This window comes from Alterinioella sp. B-7, from assembly GCF_056857775.1.
Window position 1 is genome coordinate 340451 of sequence record NZ_JBSXNT010000039.1, and the last position, 23543, is coordinate 363993.

General features: G+C 65.6%; 23 protein-coding genes. 10 read left to right on the forward strand and 13 right to left on the reverse strand.

The genetic code is table 11. The features are described from left to right. Nucleotides 1-13: 13 nt before the first annotated feature. The gene (gene pip / locus AC13C7_RS16625) at nt 14-1000 is read right to left on the reverse strand and encodes a prolyl aminopeptidase (protein ID WP_482868132.1); all 987 of its coding nucleotides are present in this window, start codon (nt 998-1000) and stop codon (nt 14-16) included. 71 nt (nt 1001-1071) lie between these two features. Here pip and ubiG point away from each other — a divergent pair, with 71 nt between their 5' ends. After that, on the forward strand, nt 1072-1815 hold the full coding sequence (ubiG, locus tag AC13C7_RS16630) for a bifunctional 2-polyprenyl-6-hydroxyphenol methylase/3-demethylubiquinol 3-O-methyltransferase UbiG (protein ID WP_482868133.1): 744 nt from the start codon (nt 1072-1074) through the stop codon (nt 1813-1815). 3 nt (nt 1816-1818) lie between these two features. Here ubiG and AC13C7_RS16635 read toward each other — a convergent pair whose 3' ends face one another. From AC13C7_RS16635 to AC13C7_RS16650, 4 genes are read right to left on the reverse strand one after another with little or no spacing between them, the layout of a single operon-like run. Beyond that, nucleotides 1819-2268, reverse strand: coding sequence for a MarR family winged helix-turn-helix transcriptional regulator (locus AC13C7_RS16635; RefSeq protein ID WP_172318465.1), 450 nt, complete (start codon nt 2266-2268; stop codon nt 1819-1821). Beyond that, complete coding sequence (locus AC13C7_RS16640; protein WP_172318463.1) at nt 2265-3098, reverse strand: carbon-nitrogen hydrolase family protein; 834 nt, start codon at nt 3096-3098, stop codon at nt 2265-2267. The genes AC13C7_RS16635 and AC13C7_RS16640 overlap by 4 nt, the downstream gene beginning before the upstream one ends. Nucleotides 3099-3102: 4 nt before the next feature. After that, nucleotides 3103-3360, reverse strand: coding sequence for a glutaredoxin 3 (grxC, locus tag AC13C7_RS16645; protein ID WP_172318461.1), 258 nt, complete (start codon nt 3358-3360; stop codon nt 3103-3105). Nucleotides 3361-3399: 39 nt separating this feature from the next. Next, nucleotides 3400-4122, reverse strand: coding sequence for a ComF family protein (locus AC13C7_RS16650; RefSeq protein ID WP_172318459.1), 723 nt, complete (start codon nt 4120-4122; stop codon nt 3400-3402). A gap of 24 nt (nt 4123-4146) precedes the next feature. Between AC13C7_RS16650 and AC13C7_RS16655 the strand changes: the two genes are divergently transcribed. Further along, nucleotides 4147-5013 (forward strand): methyltransferase domain-containing protein, encoded by an 867-nt coding sequence (locus AC13C7_RS16655; RefSeq protein ID WP_172318457.1) that lies wholly within the window; start codon nt 4147-4149, stop codon nt 5011-5013. Beyond that, a complete protein-coding gene (gene hemH / locus AC13C7_RS16660) occupies nt 5010-6047 on the forward strand; it encodes a ferrochelatase (RefSeq protein ID WP_482868134.1) in 1038 nt (345 codons plus the stop codon). Before AC13C7_RS16655 ends, hemH begins: the two co-directional genes overlap by 4 nt. A gap of 227 nt (nt 6048-6274) precedes the next feature. Here the strand turns inward: hemH and mutT are convergent, their stop codons facing one another. The 3 genes from mutT to AC13C7_RS16675 are packed head-to-tail and all read right to left on the reverse strand — an operon-like array spanning nt 6275 to nt 8884. Then, nucleotides 6275-6673 carry an 8-oxo-dGTP diphosphatase MutT gene (gene mutT / locus AC13C7_RS16665; protein WP_172318453.1) on the reverse strand — a complete coding sequence of 133 codons (399 nt, stop codon included), beginning with the start codon at nt 6671-6673 and terminating at the stop codon, nt 6275-6277. Further along, entirely contained in the window at nt 6670-8028 is a 1359-nt protein-coding gene (gene argJ / locus AC13C7_RS16670) for a bifunctional glutamate N-acetyltransferase/amino-acid acetyltransferase ArgJ (protein ID WP_482868135.1), read from the reverse strand. The genes mutT and argJ overlap by 4 nt, the downstream gene beginning before the upstream one ends. Nucleotides 8029-8050: 22 nt before the next feature. Beyond that, the gene (locus tag AC13C7_RS16675; RefSeq protein WP_482868136.1) at nt 8051-8884 is read right to left on the reverse strand and encodes a peptidylprolyl isomerase; all 834 of its coding nucleotides are present in this window, start codon (nt 8882-8884) and stop codon (nt 8051-8053) included. A gap of 217 nt (nt 8885-9101) precedes the next feature. Here AC13C7_RS16675 and secA point away from each other — a divergent pair, with 217 nt between their 5' ends. The 3 genes from secA to AC13C7_RS16690 all read left to right on the forward strand — a co-directional run bounded on the left by secA (nt 9102) and on the right by AC13C7_RS16690 (nt 14538). Beyond that, nucleotides 9102-11801, forward strand: coding sequence for a preprotein translocase subunit SecA (gene secA / locus AC13C7_RS16680; protein ID WP_482868137.1), 2700 nt, complete (start codon nt 9102-9104; stop codon nt 11799-11801). 130 nt (nt 11802-11931) lie between these two features. Then, the gene (locus AC13C7_RS16685; RefSeq protein ID WP_172318445.1) at nt 11932-12954 is read left to right on the forward strand and encodes a hypothetical protein; all 1023 of its coding nucleotides are present in this window, start codon (nt 11932-11934) and stop codon (nt 12952-12954) included. 51 nt (nt 12955-13005) lie between these two features. Further along, nucleotides 13006-14538, forward strand: a complete 1533-nt coding sequence (locus AC13C7_RS16690) for a phosphate ABC transporter substrate-binding/OmpA family protein (protein WP_482868138.1) — start codon at nt 13006-13008, stop codon at nt 14536-14538. Between the two features lie 84 nt (nt 14539-14622). Here AC13C7_RS16690 and radC read toward each other — a convergent pair whose 3' ends face one another. From radC to map, 3 genes are read right to left on the reverse strand one after another with little or no spacing between them, the layout of a single operon-like run. Further along, nucleotides 14623-15393 carry a RadC family protein gene (radC, locus tag AC13C7_RS16695; protein ID WP_482868139.1) on the reverse strand — a complete coding sequence of 257 codons (771 nt, stop codon included), beginning with the start codon at nt 15391-15393 and terminating at the stop codon, nt 14623-14625. A 34-nt stretch (nt 15394-15427) separates the two neighbouring features. Further along, nucleotides 15428-16099, reverse strand: a complete 672-nt coding sequence (locus tag AC13C7_RS16700) for a hypothetical protein (RefSeq protein WP_482868140.1) — start codon at nt 16097-16099, stop codon at nt 15428-15430. A gap of 1 nt (nt 16100) precedes the next feature. Beyond that, entirely contained in the window at nt 16101-16913 is an 813-nt protein-coding gene (gene map / locus AC13C7_RS16705; RefSeq protein WP_172318437.1) for a type I methionyl aminopeptidase, read from the reverse strand. A 137-nt stretch (nt 16914-17050) separates the two neighbouring features. Between map and AC13C7_RS16710 the strand changes: the two genes are divergently transcribed. From AC13C7_RS16710 to AC13C7_RS16725, 4 genes are read left to right on the forward strand one after another with little or no spacing between them, the layout of a single operon-like run. Beyond that, nucleotides 17051-17779 (forward strand): competence/damage-inducible protein A, encoded by a 729-nt coding sequence (locus AC13C7_RS16710; protein ID WP_172318435.1) that lies wholly within the window; start codon nt 17051-17053, stop codon nt 17777-17779. Next, nucleotides 17776-18501 (forward strand): GNAT family N-acetyltransferase, encoded by a 726-nt coding sequence (locus AC13C7_RS16715; RefSeq protein ID WP_482868141.1) that lies wholly within the window; start codon nt 17776-17778, stop codon nt 18499-18501. The genes AC13C7_RS16710 and AC13C7_RS16715 overlap by 4 nt, the downstream gene beginning before the upstream one ends. 1 nt (nt 18502) lies before the next feature. Then, a complete protein-coding gene (locus AC13C7_RS16720) occupies nt 18503-19075 on the forward strand; it encodes a peroxidase-related enzyme (RefSeq protein WP_172318432.1) in 573 nt (190 codons plus the stop codon). Beyond that, entirely contained in the window at nt 19072-19992 is a 921-nt protein-coding gene (locus AC13C7_RS16725; protein WP_482868142.1) for an OmpA family protein, read from the forward strand. Before AC13C7_RS16720 ends, AC13C7_RS16725 begins: the two co-directional genes overlap by 4 nt. A gap of 101 nt (nt 19993-20093) precedes the next feature. Here the strand turns inward: AC13C7_RS16725 and AC13C7_RS16730 are convergent, their stop codons facing one another. Both AC13C7_RS16730 and AC13C7_RS16735 read right to left on the reverse strand, forming a co-directional pair. Then, the gene (locus AC13C7_RS16730; protein WP_172318428.1) at nt 20094-20999 is read right to left on the reverse strand and encodes a LysR family transcriptional regulator; all 906 of its coding nucleotides are present in this window, start codon (nt 20997-20999) and stop codon (nt 20094-20096) included. 292 nt (nt 21000-21291) lie between these two features. Beyond that, nucleotides 21292-23325 carry an FAD-dependent oxidoreductase gene (locus tag AC13C7_RS16735; protein WP_482868143.1) on the reverse strand — a complete coding sequence of 678 codons (2034 nt, stop codon included), beginning with the start codon at nt 23323-23325 and terminating at the stop codon, nt 21292-21294. Nucleotides 23326-23543: the final 218 nt, after the last annotated feature.

The following is a 23543-nucleotide window of genomic DNA, read 5'->3' on the forward strand; positions in this document are numbered from 1 at the left end:
CGGCACGGAGCGATCAGATCCCGTACCGCCCCCGCGCGGCGCCCACATCCTTCATCACGCGGACCAGTTCGGCGCTGATGCCGGGTTCGGACAGGGCGTGGCCCGCCGCGCGAACGATGTGCAGTTTGCCCGCGGTCCAGCCCTGCGACAGCTCATAGGCCGAGCGCGGCGGGCAGATCATGTCGTAGCGGCCCTGCACGATGACGCCGGGGATATGGGCGATGCGGGGCAGGTCACGCAGGATCTGGCCTTCCTCGACGAAGCCCTTGTTGGTGAAATAATGGTTCTCCAACCGGGCGAAGGCGCGGGCGTAATCTGCCGGGGCCTCACCCGCGCGGCCATCGCTGGAGACCGAGGCCAGCGCGTTTTCCCAGGCGGCCCAGGCGCGGGCGAACCGGGCCTCGAGCATCTTGTCACCGGAAAAGAGCCGCCGGTTATAGGCCGCGATCAGGTCGCCATGCTCGGCCTCGGGGACCAGCGATTTGAAGCGCTGCCATTGTTCGGGCCAGAAATGCCCCGCCCCGCCGCCATAGAACCAGTCAAGCTCGCGCTGCATCGACAGGAAGACGCCGCGCAGGGCAAGGAAGGCGACCGCGCCCGGATGCGTCTCGGCATAGATCAGCGACAGGGTGGCGCCCCAGGAGCCGCCGAAGACGGCCCATTTTTCGATGTCCAACGCGGCGCGAATACGCTCGATATCGGCAACCAGGTGCCAGGTGGTGTTGTTCTCGATCTCGGCATGGGGGCGCGAGCGTCCGCAGCCGCGCTGATCGAACAGGATCACGCGCCACTGGGCGGGGTCGAAATAGCGCCGCATCGCGGGGCTGCACCCGCCGCCGGGGCCGCCATGCAAGATCACGACCGGTGCGCCTTCGGGGTTGCCGCATTGCTCGACATAGATCTGGTGGCCGTCGCCCACGTCCAGCATCCGGGCGTCAAACGGCTCCGTCGGCGGAAACAGATAGGCGCCTGCGCGCTTTTGGCCGGAGAATTTGTCCATGACGATCCTATATAGACCTTGTGACGGCAGGCCCATGCCCGTCACAGTGCCAAGACGCCGGAGGAATGTCCATGAACAGCGCCACCAATACCGTGGATGACGCCGAGATCGCCAAATTCGAGGCGATGGCCGCCGAATGGTGGGATCCGAAAGGCAAGTTTGCGCCGCTGCACATGATGAACCCGGTGCGACTGGATTACATCACGGCGCAGATCGCCGCCGAATACGGGCGCGACCTGACCGGCGAGGCCCCGTTTGCGGGGCTGCGCATCCTCGATATCGGCTGCGGCGGCGGGCTCTTGTCGGAACCGATGGCGCGGCTTGGGGCGCGCGTGGTGGGGGCCGACGCGGCCGCGCGCAATATTCCGGTGGCGCAGGTCCATGCCGAGCAATCGGGGCTGGAGATCGACTATCGCCACACCACCGCCGAAGCCATGGCCGAGGCAGGCGAGCAGTTCGACGTGGTGCTGAACATGGAAGTGGTAGAGCATGTGGCCGACCCGCTGGCCTATCTGACCGCCTGTCGCCAGCTTCTGAAACCCGGCGGGCTGATGATCTGCTCGACCATCAACCGCAACGCCAAGAGCTTTGCCATGGCCATTGTCGGGGCGGAATATGTCATGCGCTGGCTGCCCAAGGGCACGCATGACTGGCAGAAATTCATCACGCCCGAGGAGTTGTTCAAGCTGATCGAGGGGGCGGGGCTGGACCCGGTGGACCGCAAGGGCTTCGTCTTCAACCCGATCGCGTGGAGCTGGCGGGTCTCGGACCGGGATCTGAGCGTGAATTACGTGACGGCGTCGGTGAAGCGGTAGGGCTCAACCCTCGTTCGCGGCCTCAAGCTCACGCCGCAATTCGCGGATCACCGGCAGGGCCGAACGAACACGGTCGGCGCCGATCTCCTGCACCACGCGGCTGAGGATCGGGGCAATGGATTGCAAGGCGGCATCGCGCGCGGACCGGCCCGAGGGGCTGATCGCGACGAATTTGCGCCGGGCATCGTCCCAGTCGGGGCGGATATGGACATGGCCTGCAAGCTCCAGCTTGGCCAGCGTATTGCTCATCGCGCCGCGGGTGACGTGAAACACCTGCGCCAGTTGCGCCGGACTGCGTTCGGCACTGCTGCGCGCGAGATGGTTCAGGACCGAGAAATGGCTCAGCTCCATCCCCTTGGGCAGGGCCTTGCTCAGCCGCGCGCGGGCCAGTTGATCGGCCATGAACATCTCGGAGAAGAGGGCGACCGCGAGCGGGTCATCGGCGTTTGTCATGGGGCCAGACTATAGCCGCGATCGTGGGTAAGGGAAGGGACACGCGCGCGCGCTTTCTCCACCTCTCCCATGTCCAGGTCGACGATGTGCAGGCCGGGCTCCTTGCCCGCATCCAGCAGCACTTCGCCCCACGGGGCCACGGCAAGGCTGTGGCCATGGGTTTCGCGCGCCTTGCCCTTCCGCGCGCTGTGCTGGCCGGTCTGAGCCGGGGCCAGGACGAAGCATCCGGTTTCGATGGCGCGGGCACGCAGGAGGCTTTCCCAATGCGCCGCCCCGGTGACGGGGGAAAACGCGGCAGGCGCGGTCAGAATCTGCGCGCCGGCCTGCGCGAGGTCGCGGTAGAGATAGGCGAACCGCATGTCATAGCAGACGGTCAGGCCGAGTTTGGCAAAGGGTGTGTCGGCAATGACGGCGCGATCACCCGGGCGGTAGCCTTCGGACTCGCGGTAGGTCTCGCCCTCATCCACGTTGACGTCGAACATGTGGATCTTGTCATACCAGGCTTTGATCTCGCCGGTGTCGGAAATGACGAAGGACCGGTTGGCAAAGCGCCCGTCCGCATCCTCGGTCTTCAACGCCAGCGACCCGATCAGCAGCCACAGCCCCCGATCCGCCGCCGCCTGCCTGAGCGCGGCAAGCGTCGGGTCATCGTCTTGCAGGTGCAGCACCTCGCGCTGGTGGCTGCGGCTGGTCGAGAGGCAGTTTGTCACTTCGGGCGTCAGCAGCATATCCGCCCCCGCCGCGCGGGCATTGGTCATGGCGGCAAGCACCGTGGCCAGGTTCTCCTCGGGCCGGTCGGAGGAGGTCATTTGCAGGATCGCGGCGCGCATCAGGTCACGCCTGCAACATCGGGTCCAGCTTGCCGGCGCGGTCCAGCGCGGCGAGGTCGTCATAGCCGCCGACATGCGAGTCGCCGACGAAGATTTGCGGCACGGTGTGGCGGCCATTGGCGCGGGCGAGCATCTCCTGCCGCTTGTCGGGCGTGCGGGCCACGTCATACTCGGCGAAGCTGACGCCCTTGTCGGTCAGAAGACGCTTGGCGGCGTGGCAATATCCGCAAAGCGGCGAGGTATAGATTTCAACGGATGGCATGTGAGGTCGGTCCCGGTCCTGTCTTACAATGGGTCCTAATTAGGCATCCTTGGCCACGCGCGCCAGTGCTATCACGTCAACGTTTTCCGCGCCCGCGTCAAAGGCGGCCTGCGTCGCGGCGGCGAAGGTCGCGCCCGAGGTCATCACGTCATCGACCAGCAGCACATTGCGCCCGGCCAGGATATGCGCCCGCCTGGGGTTGGGCTGGATCGCGTCGCGGATATTGGCAAAGCGGGCCTCACGGTCCCTGCCATCCTGGCTGCCGGTGGCGCGCACCCGTTTCAGCGCGTCGGGCGCAAAGAAGCCCTGCGTCTGGTTGGCCAGCGCCTGCGCCAGCAGCGCAGACTGATTGAAGCGCCGCCGAAAGAGACGCCACCAATGCAGCGGCACCGGCACGATCACGGTATCCTCGGTGATGAGGGGGGCCGCGGCACGGGCGAGCCAGGGACCGGCGGCGCGCGCGACATCCGCCCGGTCGCCGTGCTTCAGCGCCAGCACCAGCCTGCGCCCGTTGCCCGCGTAAACCATAACCGCGCGTCCCCTGGACCAGGGGCGCGCGATGGTCATGCAATCGTCGCAACGCAACCCCTCCTCGGGGTCGGTGCCGGGCAAGGGGGTGCCGCAGGCATCGCAGGCGGCCCCGGTGACAAAGGGGGTATCGGCCCAACAGGTGGCGCAGAGGCCAAAGCCGGTTTCGACCGCCGCACCGCAGGAAATGCAATCCGGCGGATAAATCGCATCAACAGCCGTTTGCATTTTCATTGCGTCCCCCTAGGTTGCAGCGCGATGCAAGACGATCCCGCCAAAGACCGCCCCTCCTTCGTGGACCAGGCCGCCCTGACCCGCCAGCGCACCCGCGCGCGGCTGGACCGGGCCGGGTTCCTGCATGACGAGGCGCGCCTTGAACTTCAGGAAAGACTGCTCGACGTTAACAGATCGTTTACACATCCCGCCATCGTGACACCTTTTTGCGATACGTGGGCGGATTTTCTGCCAGATGCGCGCGTGGTGCCGGATGCAGCGGTGCTGGATCTCGACCCCGGCGCGCATGACCTGGTTATCCACACGATGGGGCTGCATTGGGCCGACGACCCGGTGGGCCAGATCGTGCAATGCCGCCGGGCGCTGCAACCTGACGGGTTGTTCATCGGCGTCATGCTCGGCGGTGACAGCTTGCAGGAGCTGCGCCTGTCGCTGGCGCAGGCCGAGGCCGAGGTGATGGGCGGCCTCTCGCCCCGCGTCGCCCCGATGGGCGAGATCCGCGATCTTGGCGGGCTGCTCGGTCGTGCCGGTCTGTCGCTGCCCGTGGCCGACCGGCTGCCGCGCGACGTGAGTTACCAGACGATGTTTCACCTCATTCGCGACCTGCGCGACATGGGCGAGACCAATGCCCTGACCGCGCGCCACCGGGCGATACCGCCGCGTGCCTTCTTCCCCCGTGCGGCGCAGATCTATGCCGACAATCATGGCACGGGCGAGGGCCGCATCAAGGCCAGGTTCGAGCTGGTCTTCCTGACCGGATGGGCGCCGCATGACAGCCAGCAGAAGCCGTTGCGCCCCGGATCGGCCGCCGCCCGTCTGGCCGAGGCGCTTGAGACCACCGAATTCAACGAGGCCGCGAAGCCCGTCCCGCCGAGGAAAGACGACACATGACAGCCCTGCCCCACGCCCCCGCCGATCATCCGCCCGTCAAGTTCGGCAAGATCGGCATCCTTCTGGCCAATCTCGGCACGCCGGACCATTACAGCTACTGGCCGATGCGCCGCTACCTGAACGAGTTCCTCTCGGATCAGCGCGTCATCGACTATCCGAAATGGAAATGGCAGCCGCTGTTGCAGCTGATCATCCTGTCGAAGCGGCCCTTCACCTCGGGCGCGGCCTACAAGTCGATCTGGAACCACGACAAGGGCGAAAGCCCGCTGATGACGATCACAAGGGATCAGACCGCGAAGTTGGCCGAGGTGATGCAGGCCCGCCATGGCGACAAGGTGATGGTCGATTTCTGCATGCGCTATGGCAACCCGTCGACGGACTCGAAGGTCCGCGCGATGGTCGCGGCGGGCTGTGACCGCATCCTTTTTGTGCCCCTCTATCCGCAATATGCGGGCGCGACCTCGGCCACGGCGAATGACCAGTTCTTTCGCGCGTTGATGGCGGAGGCGTGGCAACCCGCCGCGCGCACCCTGCCCGCCTATTACGACCACCCCGCCTATATCGACGCGCTGGCGGGTACAGTCGAGCGTGCCTATGCGGGGATGGAGACGCGCCCGGATGTGCTGGTCGCCTCGTATCACGGGATGCCGGAACGCTACCTGATGCAGGGCGATCCCTATCACTGCCAATGCCAGAAGGTAACACGGCTGCTGCGCGAGAAACTGGGATGGGACAAGAACAGCATCGTCACCAGTTTCCAGTCGAAATTCGGGCCGGAGGAATGGCTGAAACCCTACACGGTCGAGGAGGTCGCGCGGCTGGCCGAGGCGGGCAAGAAACGCATCGCCGTGATTGCGCCCGCGTTTTCCGCCGATTGCATCGAGACGCTGGAAGAGATCAACGAGGAGATCCGCGATGCCTTCATCGAGGCGGGCGGCGAGGGTTTCACCTATATCCCCTGCCTCAATGATGACGACGCCCATATCGCCGCGCTGGCGCAGGTGATCGACGAGAACCTTGGTGGGTGGGTCTAGGGCTGTTCAGGCCGCGACCGGGCGGCCCTGAAACTGGCGTTCGCCAACCCGCACGACGATATGGCCATTGGCCAGCTTGCGGACAAAGATGCCCTGAACGGACACGCATGAGCCGAGAAGTATGGTCTTGAGCACGTAGAAATCCCCCGAATTCTTTGGCTTGCGAAAATAGTTAGACGAGTTTTCCGAAAAATCTCCAAGAAAGGGTTAAATTCCTCGAAAAACCTCTACAGCCAGTCGCGCAGGATCGGGATCAGCGGCAGGTCGGCAGGCGGCATCGGGTAGTCGCGCAAGCGGTTCGGACGCGCCCATGCGAGGGTCTGCCCCTCCCGGCCCGTCACGATGCCTTGCCACTTGCGGCAGGCGAAGAGCGGCATCAGCAGGTGGAAATCCTCGTAGCTGTGGCTGGCGAAGGTCAGGGGCGCCAGGCAGCTTTCCCAGGTCTCGATCCCCAGTTCCTCGTGCAGTTCCCGGATCAAGGCGGCCTCGGGCGTTTCACCCGGTTCGACCTTGCCGCCCGGAAATTCCCACAGGCCGGCCATGGATTTGCCCTCGGGCCGCTGCGCCAGCAGGACGCGGCCATCGGGGTCGATCAGTGCCGCCGCCGACACCAGAATGGTTTTCACGACCGGTAATCCGCGTTGATGGTGATGTATTGATGCGTCAGGTCACAAGTCCAGACCGTGGCTTGCCCGTGACCGAGGCCCATATCGACCGCGATCAGAAGCTCCTCGCGGCGCATGTACTCCGCCCCCGCTTCCTCGGTGTAGCTTTCGGCGACCCATCCCTTTTCCGCGACCAGGATGTTGCCGAAGCGGATATTCAGCAGGTCGCGGTCAGCCGCGGCACCCGATTTGCCAACGGCCATGACGATCCGGCCCCAGTTCGGGTCTTCACCGGCAATGGCGGTCTTGACCAGCGGGCTGTCGGCAATGGCGCGGGCGACCTTCTCGGCATCCGCGTCATGCGCGGCCCCGGTCACGCGCACCTCGACCAGTTTCGTCGCCCCTTCCCCATCGCGCACGATCTGCAGGGCGAGGTCTTTCAGGACGCCATGCAGCGCCTCGGCGAAGGCCACGCCGGTATCGCCGGAGGCCGAGATGATCGGGTCATTGCCCGCGCGCCCCGTGGCACCGACCATCACCGTGTCGGATGTGGAGGTATCGCTATCGACCGTGACCGCGTTGAAGCTGGTCCTGACGCCCGCGCGCAGCATGTCCTGCAAGACCGGCTGCGCAATCGCGGCGTCGGTGAAGATATAGGCCAGCATCGTGGCCATATCCGGCGCGATCATGCCCGAGCCCTTGGCAAAGCCGCCGATGCGCACGGGTGTGCCGTCCAGATCGACCTCGGCCCATGCCCCCTTGGCAAACGTATCCGTCGTCATGATCGCGCGCGCGGCACCGGGCCAGCCATCGGGGGCCAACCCGTCCTTGAGCGCGGCCATCGCGTCGGTGATCTTCTCGGGCGCCAGCGGCTGGCCGATCACCCCGGTCGAGGCGGAGAACACGTGCCCCTTGGGCAGGTCCATCAGCGTCGCCAGCCCGCCCGTGACGGCATCGACCGTCGCCTGGCCCGCATGGCCGGTGAAGGCGTTGGAATTGCCCGCGTTGACGATGATGGCAAAGCCCTCGTCCGGCACGGATGCCAGCGCGGCCAGCTTGGCCTCGCAATCCAGCACCGGCGCGGAGCGGGTCGAGGAGCGGGTGAACACCCCCGCGATCACCGATCCCGGCGCCAGTTCGGCCAGCATCACATCCGGGCGGTCCTTGTATTTCACGCCCGCCGCGAAGGAAGACAGGCGCAAGCCGTCAAGCGGCGGGATGACCGGGAAGCCATCCCTGGGGGCCAGCGGCGATACCGCTGGTCCCGATGTCTTGGCGGGGGCCGTGTTGCGCGCCTGTTTCAGCTTTTTCTTCAGCTTCCGCAGGCGCTTTTTCAGCTTGGCGTTCTCAGCCGCCAGATCGTCCGACTGTGCCATATTGGCCCCCTATATGTGACGATCAGTTGCCGATCAGCGCGGAATCACGGATCAGCGCGGCGTCGATCTCCAGCTCGGGGCGGTCGATCTCGGCATTCTCGGAGAGATCCTCGATATAGGCATCGACGCGCGCCACGCGCAGGCCCTCGACCAGGTCGGCGCGCACTTGGTCAAGCGCAGGGGCGTCCTGTTCACGGGTTTCGTTCAGCTTCACGACATGCCAGCCAAATTGCGTCTCGACCGGGGCGGAAATCTCGCCGACCTCCAGTTCGAACACGGCTTCCTCGAAGCTCGGTACCATCATGCCGGGGCTGAACCAGCCAAGCTGACCGCCATTGGGGCCCGAGGGGCCGGTGGAATTCTGCTGCGCCAGTTCGGCGAAATCGGCACCGCCTTCGAGTTCCTCGATCAGCGACAGCGCCTCTTCCTCGGTTTCGACCAGGATATGCGAGGCGTTGTATTCGGTCGCGGGCGCGGCGTCGCCATATTGCGCGTCGTATTCGGCCTGCACGTCTTCCTCGGCCACATCGGCATTGCCGACCGCGTCCAGCGCCATCGCGGCCAGATAGGCGCGGCGTTCGTTCTCAAGCCCGATCTGCATCGCCTGGCTCATGTCCTCGGCAACGGCGGACGCGACGACCTCCTGCTGGACAAGCTGTTCCAGGATCGCGTCAAGCAGCACGTCATCGGGCAGGGCCTGGTACTGCTCGGGCAGTTGCGACCGCGCCACGATGACATGGCCCAGCGTGATGTCGCTGCCATTCACGGTGGCCAGCACCGTATCGGCATCCTGGGCCATGGCGGGCGTGATCATCAGGGTGGCAAGCGCCACACCGGCGAGAAACTTTCTGGTCATCGATGGAACATCCTTCGTTGGTTGGGCCGGGGCGGTCCCCCGGCTGCGTTGACACATTTCCGGCAGCCCCTTATGTCCCTTTCGGGTTCGGCATCGGGCTTAGCCTTACTTGGGGGTCGTTTTAGACTGCCGCAACCGGCCGAACAACCCGATGCCAACAGGAACGGTCCCATGCGCCCGCATCCGGGGCGCAATTCAGCGGAAGGCGATAGAAAAAATGCTTGGGTTAGGAACACTCACGAAAAAGGTCTTCGGCACACCGAATGACCGCAAGGTCAAAGCCGCCCGTCCGATCATCGAAAAGATCAACGCGCTGGAGCCCGAGTTCGAGAAGCTCTCGGATACCGAGATCGTCGCCAAGACCGCCGACCTGCGCCTGCGCGCCCAGAATGGCGAAGCGCTGGACGATCTCCTGCCCGAAGCCTTTGCCAATTGCCGCGAGGCCGCGCGGCGTGCTTTGGGCCTGCGCGCCTTCGACGTGCAGTTGATGGGCGGGGTCTTCATGCACCAGGGCAATATCGCCGAGATGAAGACCGGCGAGGGCAAGACCCTTGTCGCCACCTTCCCCGCCTATCTCAACGCGCTGTCCGGCAAGGGCGTGCATGTCGTGACCGTCAACGACTACCTGGCCAAGCGTGACGCCGAATGGATGAGCAAGGTCTACACCGCGCTTGGCCTGTCCACCGGCGTCGTCTATCCGCGCCAGCCCGATGCCGAGAAACGCGACGCCTACGCCGCCGACATCACCTATGCCACCAATAACGAGCTTGGGTTTGATTATCTGCGCGACAACATGCGGCCCACGCTGAAAGACATGGCGCAGCGCGGACATAATTTCGCGATTGTCGATGAGGTCGACTCGATCCTGATCGACGAGGCGCGCACGCCGCTGATCATCTCGGGCCCCGCCGATGACCGCTCGGACCTCTATATCTCGATGAACGAGGTCATCCCGCATGTGCAGGAAGGCCATTTTACCCTGGACGAAAAGACCCGCGCGGTGACCTTCACCGACGAGGGCAACGAGTTCATGGAGGAAAAGCTGCACGAGGTCGGCATCCTGCCCGAGGAGCAGAGCCTCTATGACCCCGAGTCGACCACAATCGTCCACCACGCCACCAACGCGCTGCGCGCGCACAAGGTCTTTACCCGCGACAAGGATTACATCGTGCGCGATGGCGAAGTCGTGCTGATCGACGAATTCACCGGCCGGATGATGCCGGGCCGCCGCCTCAGCGACGGTCTGCACCAGGCGATCGAGGCCAAGGAAGGCGCGAATATCCAGCCCGAAAACGTGACGCTGGCCTCTGTGACCTTCCAGAACTATTTCCGCCTCTATGACAAGCTGTCCGGCATGACCGGCACCGCCGCCACCGAGGCCGAGGAATTCGCCTCGATCTACGGGCTTGGCGTGGTCGAGATCCCCACCAACCAGCCGATTGCGCGGGTAGACGAGGATGACCGCGTCTACCGCACCGGCACCGAGAAATACGCCGCCATTGTCGAGGAAATCCGCGAAGCCCACGAAAAGGGCCAGCCGGTCCTGGTCGGCACCACCTCGATCGAGAAATCCGAGATGCTCAGCCAATTGCTGACCAAGGCCAAGCTCAAGCATAACGTGCTGAACGCGCGCCAGCATGAGCAGGAGGCGCAGATCATCGCCGATGCCGGCAAACTGGGCGCGGTGACCATCGCCACCAACATGGCCGGGCGCGGCACCGACATCAAACTGGGCGGCAATGTCGATTTCCAGATCATGGAGGCCATCGCCGCAGACCCCGACGCCAACCCCGACGAGATTCGCGCGCGGATCATCGAGGAACACGCCGCCGATGAACAGGCGGTGAAGGAGGCGGGCGGTCTCTACGTTCTGGCCACCGAACGCCACGAAAGCCGCCGCATCGACAACCAGTTGCGCGGCCGGTCGGGCCGTCAGGGCGACCCCGGCCGTTCCTCCTTCTTCCTCAGCCTCGAAGATGACCTGATGCGCATTTTCGGCTCTGAGCGGCTGGACAAGATGCTGTCGACCCTGGGCATGGAGGAAGGCGAGGCCATCGTTCACCCCTGGGTCAACAAATCGCTGGAACGCGCCCAGGCCAAGGTCGAGGGGCGCAACTTCGACATCCGCAAACAACTGCTCAAGTTCGACGACGTGATGAACGACCAGCGCAAGGTGATCTTCGGCCAGCGGCTGGAGATCATGGCCGCCGAGGATATCAACGACGTGGCCGAGGACATGCGCCACCAGGTCGTCGATGACATGATCGAAACCTACATGCCGCCCCGCTCCTACGCCGATCAGTGGGACACGGACGGGCTGCACGAGGCGGTCAAGCAGGCCCTGTCGCTGGACCTGCCCATCGGCGAATGGGCCGAGGAGGAAGGCGTCGACGATGACGATATCCGCGAACGCATCATCAAGGCGTCGGATGCGTTCATGGCCAAGAAGGCGGTGGATTTCGGGCCCGAGAACATGCGCCAGATCGAAAAGCAGCTTCTCTTGCAGACCATCGACGCGAAATGGCGCGAACATCTGGTGACGCTGGAACACCTGCGCTCGGTCGTGGGCTTCCGGGGCTATGCGCAGCGCGATCCGCTGAACGAATACAAGACCGAGAGCTTCCAGCTCTTCGAGGGGATGCTGGACAGCCTGCGCGCCGATGTGACCGAGAAACTTTCCCGCATCCAGCCGATGACGCCGGAACAACAGGCCGAGGTCATGCGCCAGATGAAGGAACGCCAGGCCGCCGCCCAGGCCGCAGCGCAAGCGACCCCGACACCGGGTTCCGCCCCCGATGACCAGGCCGCCGGGTTCGACGAGAACGACCCCGCGACCTGGGGCAATCCGGGCCGCAACGACCCCTGCCCCTGCGGCTCGGGCAAGAAGTTCAAGCATTGCCACGGGCGGCTGGCCTGACACCGGATCGGGCGATGCGCGGGGGCCACAGCCTGCGCGCATTTCCCCCGGATTACCACCAAGGCTCCGTATTCTCGCCCCAATTGAACGCGATTGTTTCCGGGAAATCGACCCGCCCGGAGGCATGTCCATGATCAGCAAACCCAAAGCAGCGATTGCCCTCACCGTGGGCCTCGGCATTGTCGGCAGCGCCGCGCTCTACATGCAGGCCGGGGGCTCTGCCGAGACGCCCGCGCCCCGGGTTGCCGCGATCACGCCCGTCGCCCCTGCCGCGCCCGAGCCCATGCCGGTGGCGCTGGACGCCGAGGCCGTGACCACGGAGACAGCCCCCACGCCGGTCCCGATCATCGCGCCGATGAACGCGCCCGTCGCGCCCACCCTGCCGATGCCCGGTGCCGCCCGGCCCGAGCGTCTGGCCCAGGCCGACGCGCCCGAGATCGTGACCGATCAGGCGCTCAGCCCCTTCGGCCTGCCCTGCGGCCTGACCGTCACCACCGAGGCCCGCCCCGGCGCCATGGTGGCCCTCGACATCATGGACCCGTGCCAGGGCAATGCCCGTGTCGTGGTGGAACATTCCGGCCTGAACCTGACCGGCCAGACCGACGTGATGGGCATCCTCACGATGGACATCCCGGCCTTTGAAAGCCCCGCCTTCTTTACCGTGCGCATGCCCGACGGGGCCTCGGCCTCGGCGCTGGCGGGCCTGCCCGATATCGGCGATTACACCCGCGTCGGCCTGCAATGGAACGAGGATCGCGCGCTGGAGCTTCACGCGATGGAGTTCGGCGCGACCTATGGCGATCCCGGCCATATCTGGCGCGAGAACCCCGGCACACCCGCCCGCGCGGAGGCGGGCGAAGGCGGCTTCCTGACCCGCCTCGGCACCACCGATGTGGACGCGCCAATGCTGGCCGAGATCTACACTTTCCCGCGCGATACGCTGAACGGCGACGGCACCGTGCGCCTCTCGATCGAGGCCGAAGTGACCGAGGCCAATTGCGGCCAGGACACCCTCGCGCGCACGCTTGAATCGGACGAGGAAGGCGCGGTCGCGGTGATCGAACTGACCTTCACCGTGCCCGGATGCGACGCCGTGGGCGATTATCTGGTGTTGCAAAATCTGTTGCAGGACTTGAGAGTCGCCACCAACTGAGACCTGATCGGCGCTGACACTCCCATGCACTCTTACCTGGGGGCGGCTGTCATGGCCGCCCTTTTGATGTTGAGCACCGCCCTGCCCGCCTCCGCACAGGATGTGGCCCTGCGCAGCCATGACGGAAGCGTCGAACTCTCCGGCACGCTGATCGGGTTCGACGGGGAATATTACCGCGTCGACAGCATCTACGGGCCGCTGACCGTCAGCGCCCAGGGTGTGACCTGCCGTGGCCCCGGCTGCCCCGACCTGGAAAACTACGTCGCCGAGATCCGCTTTGCCGGAGCCTCCGCGATCACCGATCAGCTGTTCCCGGCCCTCGTCGCCCGCTTTGCAGCCAGCCGCGACCTGACCCTGCGGCGGCAGGTGCTGGATGCCGACCGCTCGGTGTTCTCGCTGATCCGCGAGGATGCGCAGGTCGCGGCGCGGTTCCATGTCACCGGGACCAGCACCGATGAGGGGCTGGCGGCCCTTCTGGCGCGCGAGACCGACATCGCGCTGGCCACGCGCCAGCCCGACGAAACCGAGGCCGCCGCCGCCCGCGCCGCCGATCAGGGCGACATCTCGATGGTCGCGCGCAGCCGGATCATCGGGCTGGACGCGCTGGTGCCGCTGGTGGCACCCGGCAACCCGGTGGACGCGCTGTCGCTGGAGGATCTGGCGGGGATCTTCGCGGGCGAGGTGACCAATTGGCAGGACATGGACGGCCCCGACGCGCCCATCGCGCTGCACCTTCTGGAGCCCTCGACCGGCCACGCGCAGGATGTGGAGACCCGCATCCTCGCCCCGTTCGACCGCCAGCCCGCGGCCACGATCATCCGCCATGCCAGCACGGCGGCGCTTGCCGATGCGGTCGCCGCCGACCCCTTCGCCATCGGGATCGGCAGCTATTCCGAGATCGGCAATGCGCGCCTTGTGCCCCTGCGCGGGGTCTGCGGTTTCATCCAGCACGCCACGCCCGACAGCCTGAAATCCGAGGATTACCCCCTGACGGCGCCCTTGTTCGTCTACCTGCCCGTCCGCCGGATGCCGCAGCTTGGCCGCGAGTTCCTGGCCTTTTTCGAAAGCCAGGACGCCGACCGGGTGATCCGCCGCCTTGGCTTCGTCAACCAGGCGATCACCGCACAACCCCTGCGGGAACAAGGCGAGAGGCTGGCCAACGCGGTGGCAGCGGCGGGCGAGGAGGTCGATCTTGAGGATTTGCAGGAGATGGTCGCCGCCATGGCCGGGGCCGAGCGCCTGTCGCCCACCTTCCGCTTCGGCGATGGCACGACCGAGCTGGACGCCCAATCGCTCAGCGCCGTCGCACGGCTGTCCCGCGCCATCGAACGTGGGGCCTATGACGGGCGAGACCTGGTCTTCGTGGGGTTTTCCGACAGCCAGGGCAACGCGGGTGCGAACCTGCGGCTGGCGCGCGGACGCGCCGAGGCGGTGCGGCTGGCGGTGATGGCGGCGGCCTCGGATGGCGATCTCAACCGCATCCGGCTGCGCGTCGAGGCTTTCGGCGAGGCGCTGCCGATGGCCTGTGACGACACCGCCGCGGGGCGCGCGGTGAACCGCCGGGTGGAGGTCTGGCTGCGGTGATCGGCGTCTCGATGGGTTTGGCCGGGCGGCACCGCGCTCGGTCGACCGAGCGCGTTCGCGGCCCGAGGGCGGGCCTCATCCCCCTTACAGATAGCCCGCGCTTCGGAAACTTAACTCGCTCGCCTTGCCGATGATCAGGTGGTCATGGATCACGATCCCCAACACCTCCGCCGCGTCGCGGATCGCGTAGGTCATCGAGATGTCGCTTTCCGACGGCGTCGGGTCACCCGACGGGTGGTTGTGGATCAGGATGATCGCCGAGGCGTTCAACTCCAGCGCCCGTTTCACCACCTCGCGCGGATAGACCGGGACGTGATCGACCGTGCCCCGGCTTTGCTGCTCATCCGCGATCAGCACGTTCTTGCGATCCAGGAACAGCACCCGGAACTGCTCGATATCGCCATGCGCCATGGCGGTCTGGCAATATTCCAGCAGGCTGTCCCAGGAGGACAGGACCGGTTTCCGGATGATCTTGGCGCGGGCCATGCGGTGGCCCACGGCCTCCATCAGTTTCAGCTCGAACACCACGGCATCGCCGACGCCCTCGACATCGCGCAGCCGCGCGGGCGGGGCGGCAAGGACATGGTTGAGGTCGCCGAAGCGCTTGAGCAACCGTTTCGCCAGCGGCTTGGTATCGCCGCGCCGGATCGCCCGATACAGAACCATTTCCAGCAATTCGTAATCCGGCACCGCCTGCGCGCCGCCCTCGGTAAAGCGCTGGCGCAGCCGGACGCGGTGGTTCTTGCGGTGATCCTCGACCAGGGCCGCGCCGGGATCGTGCGGTCGCGACACGGGCGTGGCAAGGTCGAATCCCGGCAGGGGCGCTTCGCTGAATCGGTCGGTCAATCGGGTCATACCCGACCCTAGCCATCCAAAGGTTAACGCCCGGTTAGGGATAGTCCCAGGAGTTCAGCAGCCGACCCGTCAGCGAGGCCGCCAGAGTGACGCCATCCTCGACCGGCACGAGGTCCAGGTTGATGTTCGATATGGTGACGTAGCTTTCCGGCTGATCGGGGTGCAGCATCGCGGTCAGGCGCAGCAGCATCGGGCCGATCGCGGGGTCGGTATAGGTTGCGATCAGATGCACGCCCGTCACGTCGCCAAAGTCGATCTGCTCGACGGCCAGCATCCGCGGCTCCTCGAACCCCTCCACGGCGCGCGGGTAAAGCTGCTCCTGCAAGACCTGCGCGGCGATGGCGACGCGGGTGCGCGGGGGATCCTCCGCCTCCTCGGCCATCGGGATGGAGACGGTCACGACCTGGATGTTCTCCAGGAACTGGCGCGGCTCGGTGTCGGTGGCGAAGGTGAATTTCACGAAAGCCCCGCCATCGGGCTGACCATCGGCGATCAGCGCCACATCGCCGCGCTCGGGCACCGAGACCGAGAACGGCACCGGCACCTCGATGCCGAAGCGCTCGGTATAGCGGGCGTCGAAATGGAAATCCTGCGCGCGGTAGGCGCCTTCGAACTCGAACAGGTTGAACTCGACGCTTGCCTCTTGCGCGGATGCGGCCCCGGCCAGCGCTAGCGCGCCGGCGGTCAGGATGGATCGCAGGATCATGTCAAACCTCATATGTCGGGTGGAATTTGCCGCCCGGCGACAGGGTGAAGATCTCGTACCCCTCCGCCGTCACGCCGATGGAATGCTCGAACTGCGCGCTCAGGCTCTTGTCGCGGGTCACGGCGGTCCAGTCATCGGCCAGCACCTTGGTCTCGGCCCGGCCCAGGTTGACCATCGGCTCGATGGTGAAGAACATGCCTTCCTCCAGCTTCGGCCCCTGCCCCGGCCGCCCGTAATGCAGCACGTTGGGCGGGGCGTGAAACACCTGCCCCAACCCATGCCCGCAGAAATCGCGCACCACCGACATGCGCTGGCTTTCCACGAAGCTCTGGATCGCGTGGCCGATATCGCCGAAGGTGTTGCCGGGCTTGACCGCCTCGATCCCCTTCATCAGCGCGTCATGGGTGATCTGCACCAGCCGTTCGGCCTTGCGCGGGATCCGGCCCGCGACATACATGCGGGATGTATCGCCGAACCAGCCATCGACGATCACGGTCACGTCGATATTCAGGATATCGCCCTCCTTCAGTACCTTGTCGCCCGGTATCCCGTGGCAGACGACATGGTTCACGCTGATGCAACTGGCGTGCTGATAGCCCTTGTAGCCGATCGTGGCCGATTTGGCCCCGGCCTCGGTCACCAGCCGCTCGATCTCGGCATCTATCGCGCCGGTGGTGGCACCGGGCACGACATGGCCCGCGATATCGTCAAGGATGCGGGCGGCCAAGGCCCCTGCCTTGTGCATGCCTGCGAAATCCTCGGGTCCATGAATGCGGATGCCGTCGCGGGTGAGCCGGCCTTTGAAATCGTCCAATGATCTTCTCCACCTCGGGGGTCGGCCCCTAGATAGGCCAAGCGGCGGTCAGTTTCCAGTGATGGAAATCGCGCGTGTCTCTGGCCCTGCGCCGCGCGGCAAGCTAGGATTCCCGCGAAACAGAGGGACAGAGGCGCATGGCAAATCCAACCGCGGCGATGCTGGTGATCGGGGACGAGATCCTTTCGGGCCGCACCAGGGACAGCAACACCAACCACCTGGCGCAGGAGTTGACCAGCCACGGCATCACTTTGGCCGAGGTGCGCATGGTCCCCGACAATATCGCCGTCATCATCGACGCCGTTCGCGCCCTCAGCACCGCCTATGACCATGTCTTCACCTCGGGCGGGATCGGCCCGACGCATGACGACATCACAGCCGATGCGATCGCCGAGGCGTTCGGCGTGGGCCTCGACGTGCGCGACGATGCCCGCGAATTGATGCAGGCGCATTACGACCGCGCGGGGATGGAGTTCAACGCAGCCCGGATGCGCATGGCCCGTATTCCCGACGGGGCGACGCTGATCGAGAACCCGGTTTCCGTCGCGCCGGGCTTCACGGTTGAAAACGTGCATGTCATGGCCGGGGTGCCTGCCGTGTTCGAGGCGATGGTCGCCTCCATCGTGCCGACGCTGGCCAGCGGCGAACAGGTGCTCAGCCAGAGCCTGCGCGTCCTGCGCGGCGAGGGTGACATCGCGGGGCCGTTGGGCGAAGTGGCAAAGGCACATCCCGAAGTCTCCATCGGATCGTATCCCTTCACCCGCGACGGGGTTTTCGGCTCCAACATCGTGGTGCGCTCGACCGATGGCGCGGCGGTCGATGCCGTGATCACCGAGCTTGCGCGGCTTTTCCACGTCCGCAGATGAGCCTGCGCGAAACCGCCCTTTTCGACGCCATCGAGGCCACCTGGCCCGCCCCCGCGCTGCACAGTCACGGTCCCTGGCTGGTGCGCGAGGGGCGTGGCGGGGGCAAGCGGGTGTCTTCTGTCAGTGCCGTGCGGGATTGGGAGCCGGATGACATCCCCCTGGCCGAGGCCGCGCTGGCCAAACTGGGGCAGGAGCCGCTCTTTCAACTGCGCCATGGCGAGGCTGCACTGGACGCCGAGCTTGCCGCGCGCGGCTACGACGTGATCGACCCGGTCGATGTGCTCACTTGCCCGGTCTCCACTCTCACCGCCGATCTGGGGCGGCTCGACACCATCCCCTCCTGGCCGCCGCTTGCGGTGCAGGCCGAGATCTGGGCGTCGGGCGGCATCGGCCCCGCGCGACTTGCGGTGATGGAGCGCGCCACCGGCCCCAAGACCGCGCTGATGGGCCGCCACCGCGACCGCCCCATCGCAACCGGTTTCATCGCCTGTCACGGCCCCATCGCCATGCTGCACGCGCTGGAGGTCGTGCCCGAGGCCCGCCGCCAAGGCATCGCCCGCAAGATGATGCAGGGTGCCGCCAACTGGGCCGCGCGTCAGAATGCGCGGGAAATTGCCGTTCTGGTCGTTCGGACCAACGAGGCGGCGCAATCGCTCTACAGGTCTCTGGGAATGTCGCCCGAAAGCCACTATTTCTACCGCATCAAGAAAGGCCACGCCTGATATGAAACCCGACCCCAACGCCACCGCGCTGGACCTGCCGCCGATGGACCCGCTGCCCGAGCGGACGCAGAAATACTTCGACATCTGCGCCGAGAAACTGGGCCTCATCCCCAACGTGCTGGCCGCCTATGCCTTCGACGAGGCCAAGCTGAACGCCTTTACGGGCATCTATAACGACCTGATGTTGGGTGACAGCAACCTGACCAAGCTGGAACGCGAGATGATCGCGGTCGCGGTCTCCTCGGTCAATCGCTGCTTCTACTGCCTTGTCGCCCACGGCCAGGCGGTGCGCGAATTGTCCGGCGACCCGGCCCTGGGCGAGGCGCTGGTGATGAATTACCGCGTCGCGCCGCTCGATGCGCGCCAGCGCGCCATGCTGGATTTCGCGGTGCAGATGACGGAGGCCAGCTACCGCATCGAGGAACCCGACCGCCAGCGCCTGCGCGATCACGGGTTTTCCGACCGCGACATCTGGGACATTGCCGCCGTGGCCTCGTTCTTCAACATGACCAACCGCATGGCCTCGGCCGTCGATATGCGCCCCAATGCGGAATACCACGGCCAGAACCGGTGATCCGCGCCGCCCTCATATCGCTGCTGGCGCTCGCCACGCCCGCCGCCGCGCTGGAGCTGGAGCTTCCCGGCGCTGCCGAGTTGGCGCATGAGGAGGTGGAGACCGCGACCACCTATAGCCTGCCGGTCTCGCCCTGGCTCGGCTCCAGCGCCGATATGCTGGTGGTCGAAGGTGCGCTGTCCCGCTCGGTCTGGCAGGTGCAGGATTACGCGGGCAGTGCGGCACGGCTCATGGCGCTTCTGCGGGACCAGTTGGAGGCGCAGGGGTATGAGGCCATCTTCGCCTGCGACACGGTGCTCTGTGGCGGGTTCGATTTCCGCTTCGCGATGGACGTGACGCCGGAACCCGCGATGCATGTCGATCTGGGCGAATATTCCTACCTCGTGGCCGAGGCCAGGATCGGCGAGGGCACCGAGTATATCGGCCTGCTGACCTCACGCGGGGGGAACCGTGGCTATGTCCACATGGTGCGGATCAGCCCCGCCGACATGGCCGATCTCGACGTCGGCGTCTCGACCCGCTCGCCCGCCGGGGATGAGATCGTGGGCCTGCATGACCGCCTCGACCGGGTCGGTGCCGCGACGCTGGCGGATCTGCAATTCGACACCGGATCGGCCACCCTCTCGGATCGTGACTATCCGTCGCTGGAAGACCTTGCCGCCTATCTCGCCGACCACCCCGACACCCGCGTGGTTCTGGTCGGCCATACCGATGCCGAGGGGTCTCTGGAAGGCAATATCGCCCTCAGCCGCGCGCGCGCCGTCGCGGTGCGCGAACACCTGATCGACAGCCTGGGGACGGAACCCGCCCAACTGGCCGCCGAGGGCGTGGGATACCTGGCCCCGCGCGCCAACAACGCCAGCGACGAGGGCCGCCAGCGCAACCGCCGGGTCGAGGTTGTCATCGTCGCGCGATGATCCCCTTGACGAAAAAAGCGCCGCCCAGGATATGAGCGGCGCTTCAAGGTGCCCCGCGGGACGGACGCGCGCGGGGTTGGCATGAACTCAGGTCTCGGATGTTACCACTCGTCGGGGCCCTTTTCGCGGAACTTGTCGACGAGGAAATCAATGAAGGCACGCACTTTCGGTTGCGTGTAGCGCCCCGGCGGATAGACGGCATAGATGCCCTGCGTCTCCATCGGCAGATCGGGGATCGCATCCTCCAGCAGCCCGTTGCGCACATAATCGGCGTAGAGGAAGGACGGCAGATAGGCGATGCCAAGCCCGCCCACGGCGGCGTTGAGCAACGATTGCCCGTCATTCACGGTCAGCGACCCGGCGGTGCGCACCTGGCGCTTCTCGCCCGAGGGCGCCGTGATCTTCCACACATTGCCCGCGGCCTGGTTGGAATAGTGCAGCAGCTTGTGATCGTTCAGGTCGTCGATCTTCTGGGGTCGGCCGAATTTCTTGAAATAATCCGGGCTCGCGATCATCCGCTTGGTGGTCTCGGTCAGCTTGCGGGCGCGCAGGGAACTGTCCTCCAGCTCACCCACCCGGATGGCCATGTCGAAGCCTTCGGAAATCAACTCCACGTAGCGGTTGTTCAGCACCATGTTGACAGTGATATCGGGATATTCATGCAGGAACCCGCCCAGGATGGGCGACAGGTGATTGACGCCGAAATCGGTCGCGACGGACACCCGCAGCATCCCCGAGGGCGCGCTTTGCATGGCGGTGACCAGCGCGTCGGCCTCGCCCGCATCGTTCAGCACCCGGCGGGCGCGGTCGTAATAGGCAAGCCCGATCTCGGTCGGGCTGACGCGGCGCGTGGTGCGGTTGAGCAGGCGCGCCCCAAGCCGGGTTTCAAGGCTCGAGACATGCTTGGACACCGCCGACTTGGAGATGCCCATCTTTCTGGCCGCGTCCGTGAAGCCGCCCTGGTCCACAACCGTGGCGAAGGCTTCCATTTCTGTCAGACGGTCCATTCGTTCACCTGTTCACTTGAGTAACTTCAGGAACAGGTATCGTTTCCAAATGCGGCGCGATTACGGAGCGCGGCGGGCCAAACACGGGTATTACGGCGGATCGTTAATGGCGGGGACACCATGATTGTGGCGAAACCCGATACAGTCCGACCGCCACGGCAGGATTGTCCACAAAGAGCTCTGCCCATCTTCTTTGTTCTGAAAATATCCTGGGGAGCGCGAGGGGCAACGCCCCTCGCATCGGTCGGATTGCGCAGCAATTCGAACCCGAAAGCCGCGCACCGGCCAGAGGTTACAGAACCGCCGCCAGATGCGCGCCCTGGTTGATCGCCCGCTTGGCATCCAGTTCCGCCGCCACGTCCGCGCCGCCAATCACCTGGGCCTCGATCCCCGCCGCCTCCAACTCGTCCGCCAGGCTGCGGTTCGAGACCTGCCCGGCACAGAGCACGATGGTATCGGCCTCGATCAGCGTCGGGTTCTCGCGCGCCTCGCCAAAGCTGATATGCAGGCCCTTTTCGTCGATGCGCTCGTAATTCACACCGGCGGCCATCTCGACCTGTTTCATCTTCAACGCTGCGCGATGGATCCAGCCCGTGGTCTTGCCCAACCGCTTGCCGGGCTTCTCGTTCTTCCTTTGCAACAACGTCACTTGCCGTGCGGGCGCTTCGGGCCGCGGGCCTTCGGGCGCGACGCCGCCGCGATCCCGGGCCGGGTCGCTGACGCCCCATTCGGTCTTCCACAAGGTCAAGTCCTCGGTCGGGCTCTCGCCCTCATGCACCAGGAACTCGGCGACATCGAAGCCGATCCCGCCCGCGCCGATCACGGCCACGCGCTTGCCCACCGGGGCCTTGTGCAGCAGGACATCGACGTAAGACAGGACGTTCGGCCCGTCCTGCCCCGGAATCTGCGGATCGCGCGGGGTGACGCCGGTGGCGATCACCACCTCGTCGAAACCGCGCAGATCCTCGACCCCGGGCGCGGTGCCAAGCTTCAAGGTGATCCCCGCCGTCTCGACCATGCGCGCATACCAATCGACGAGGCCGATGAACTCCTCCTTGCCGGGAATGGCCTTGGCCATGTTGAGCTGCCCGCCGATCCGGTCGGCCTTGTCGAAGATCGTCACCCGATGCCCGCGCTCCGCCGCGATGATGCCGGTCGACAGCCCCGCCGCGCCTGCGCCGATAATGGCGATGGATTTGGGGGTTTCGGTCGGCGCATAGGTCAGCACCGTTTCATGGCAGGCGCGCGGATTGACCAGGCACGAGGTCAGCTTGCCGCTGAATGTGTGATCCAGGCAGGCCTGGTTGCAGGCGATACAGGGCGCGATCTGATCGGCCCGCCCCTCGGCGGCCTTGTTGACGAAATCCGCATCCGCCAGGAAGGGCCGGGCCATCGAGACCATGTCGGCGCAGCCGTCCGCCAGAACCTCCTCGGCCACATCGGGCATGTTGATCCGGTTCGAGGTGATGACCGGAATCCCCACCTTGCCCATCAGCTTTTTCGTGACCCAGGCAAAGGCCTTGCGCGGAACGGATGTGGCGATGGTCGGCACCCGCGCCTCGTGCCAGCCGATGCCGGTATTGATGATCGTGGCCCCAGCCTTCTCCACCTCCTGGGCCAATTGCACCACTTCCTCATGCGTCGAGCCATCGGGGATCAGGTCGATCATGCTGAGCCGATAGATCAGGATGAACTCCGGCCCCACCGCCTCGCGCACGCGCCGCACGACCTCGATGGGCAGGCGGATGCGGTTCTCATAGCTGCCGCCCCACCGGTCGGTGCGCTTGTTGGTATGCGTCACGATGAACTGGTTGAGGAAATAGCCCTCCGACCCCATCACCTCGACCCCGTCATAGCCTGCCTCCTGCGCACGGGTGGCCGCGGTGACAATATCGGCGATCTGCTTCTCGATCCCCTCCTCGTCCAACTCCTTCGGCGGAAAGGGCGAGATCGGGGATTTCACCGGCGAGGGCGCGACGCAATCGGGCGAATAGGCATAGCGCCCCGCATGCAGGATCTGCATCGCGATCTTGCCGCCCGCTTCATGCACCGCATCCGTGATCACCCGGTGGTTCTCGATATCCTGCGGGGTGTACAGCCCCGCCGCCCCCGGAAACACACCACCCTCGGCATTGGGGGCCATGCCGCCCGTCACGATCAGCGCCACACCCCCGCGCGCACGCTCGGCATAGAACTCGGCCACGCGGGGCCAGTCCTTGGTTTCCTCCAGGCCCGTGTGCATCGAGCCCATCAGAACCCGGTTCCTGAGCGTGGTGAAGCCGAGATCGAGCGGGGCCAGAAGATGCGGATAGAGGCTATGTGACATGGCGGTCTCCCAATTTCGCGCCAAGATGACGCGAGGGGCGCGGCTTGTCACGCAGAACGCGGCGTCAGAGGGGTGGGGTGTTGGTGTGATGTCGTGGGGATAGCGGGTCCAAAGCGATCAAGGAAAACCGCCCGAACCCTCGCAGACCAGCGACAGCCGGTAGGAATGGTGAACTACCTGCCTGCAGGACTTCAGGTCGTGCCGAGAAATCCCGACGA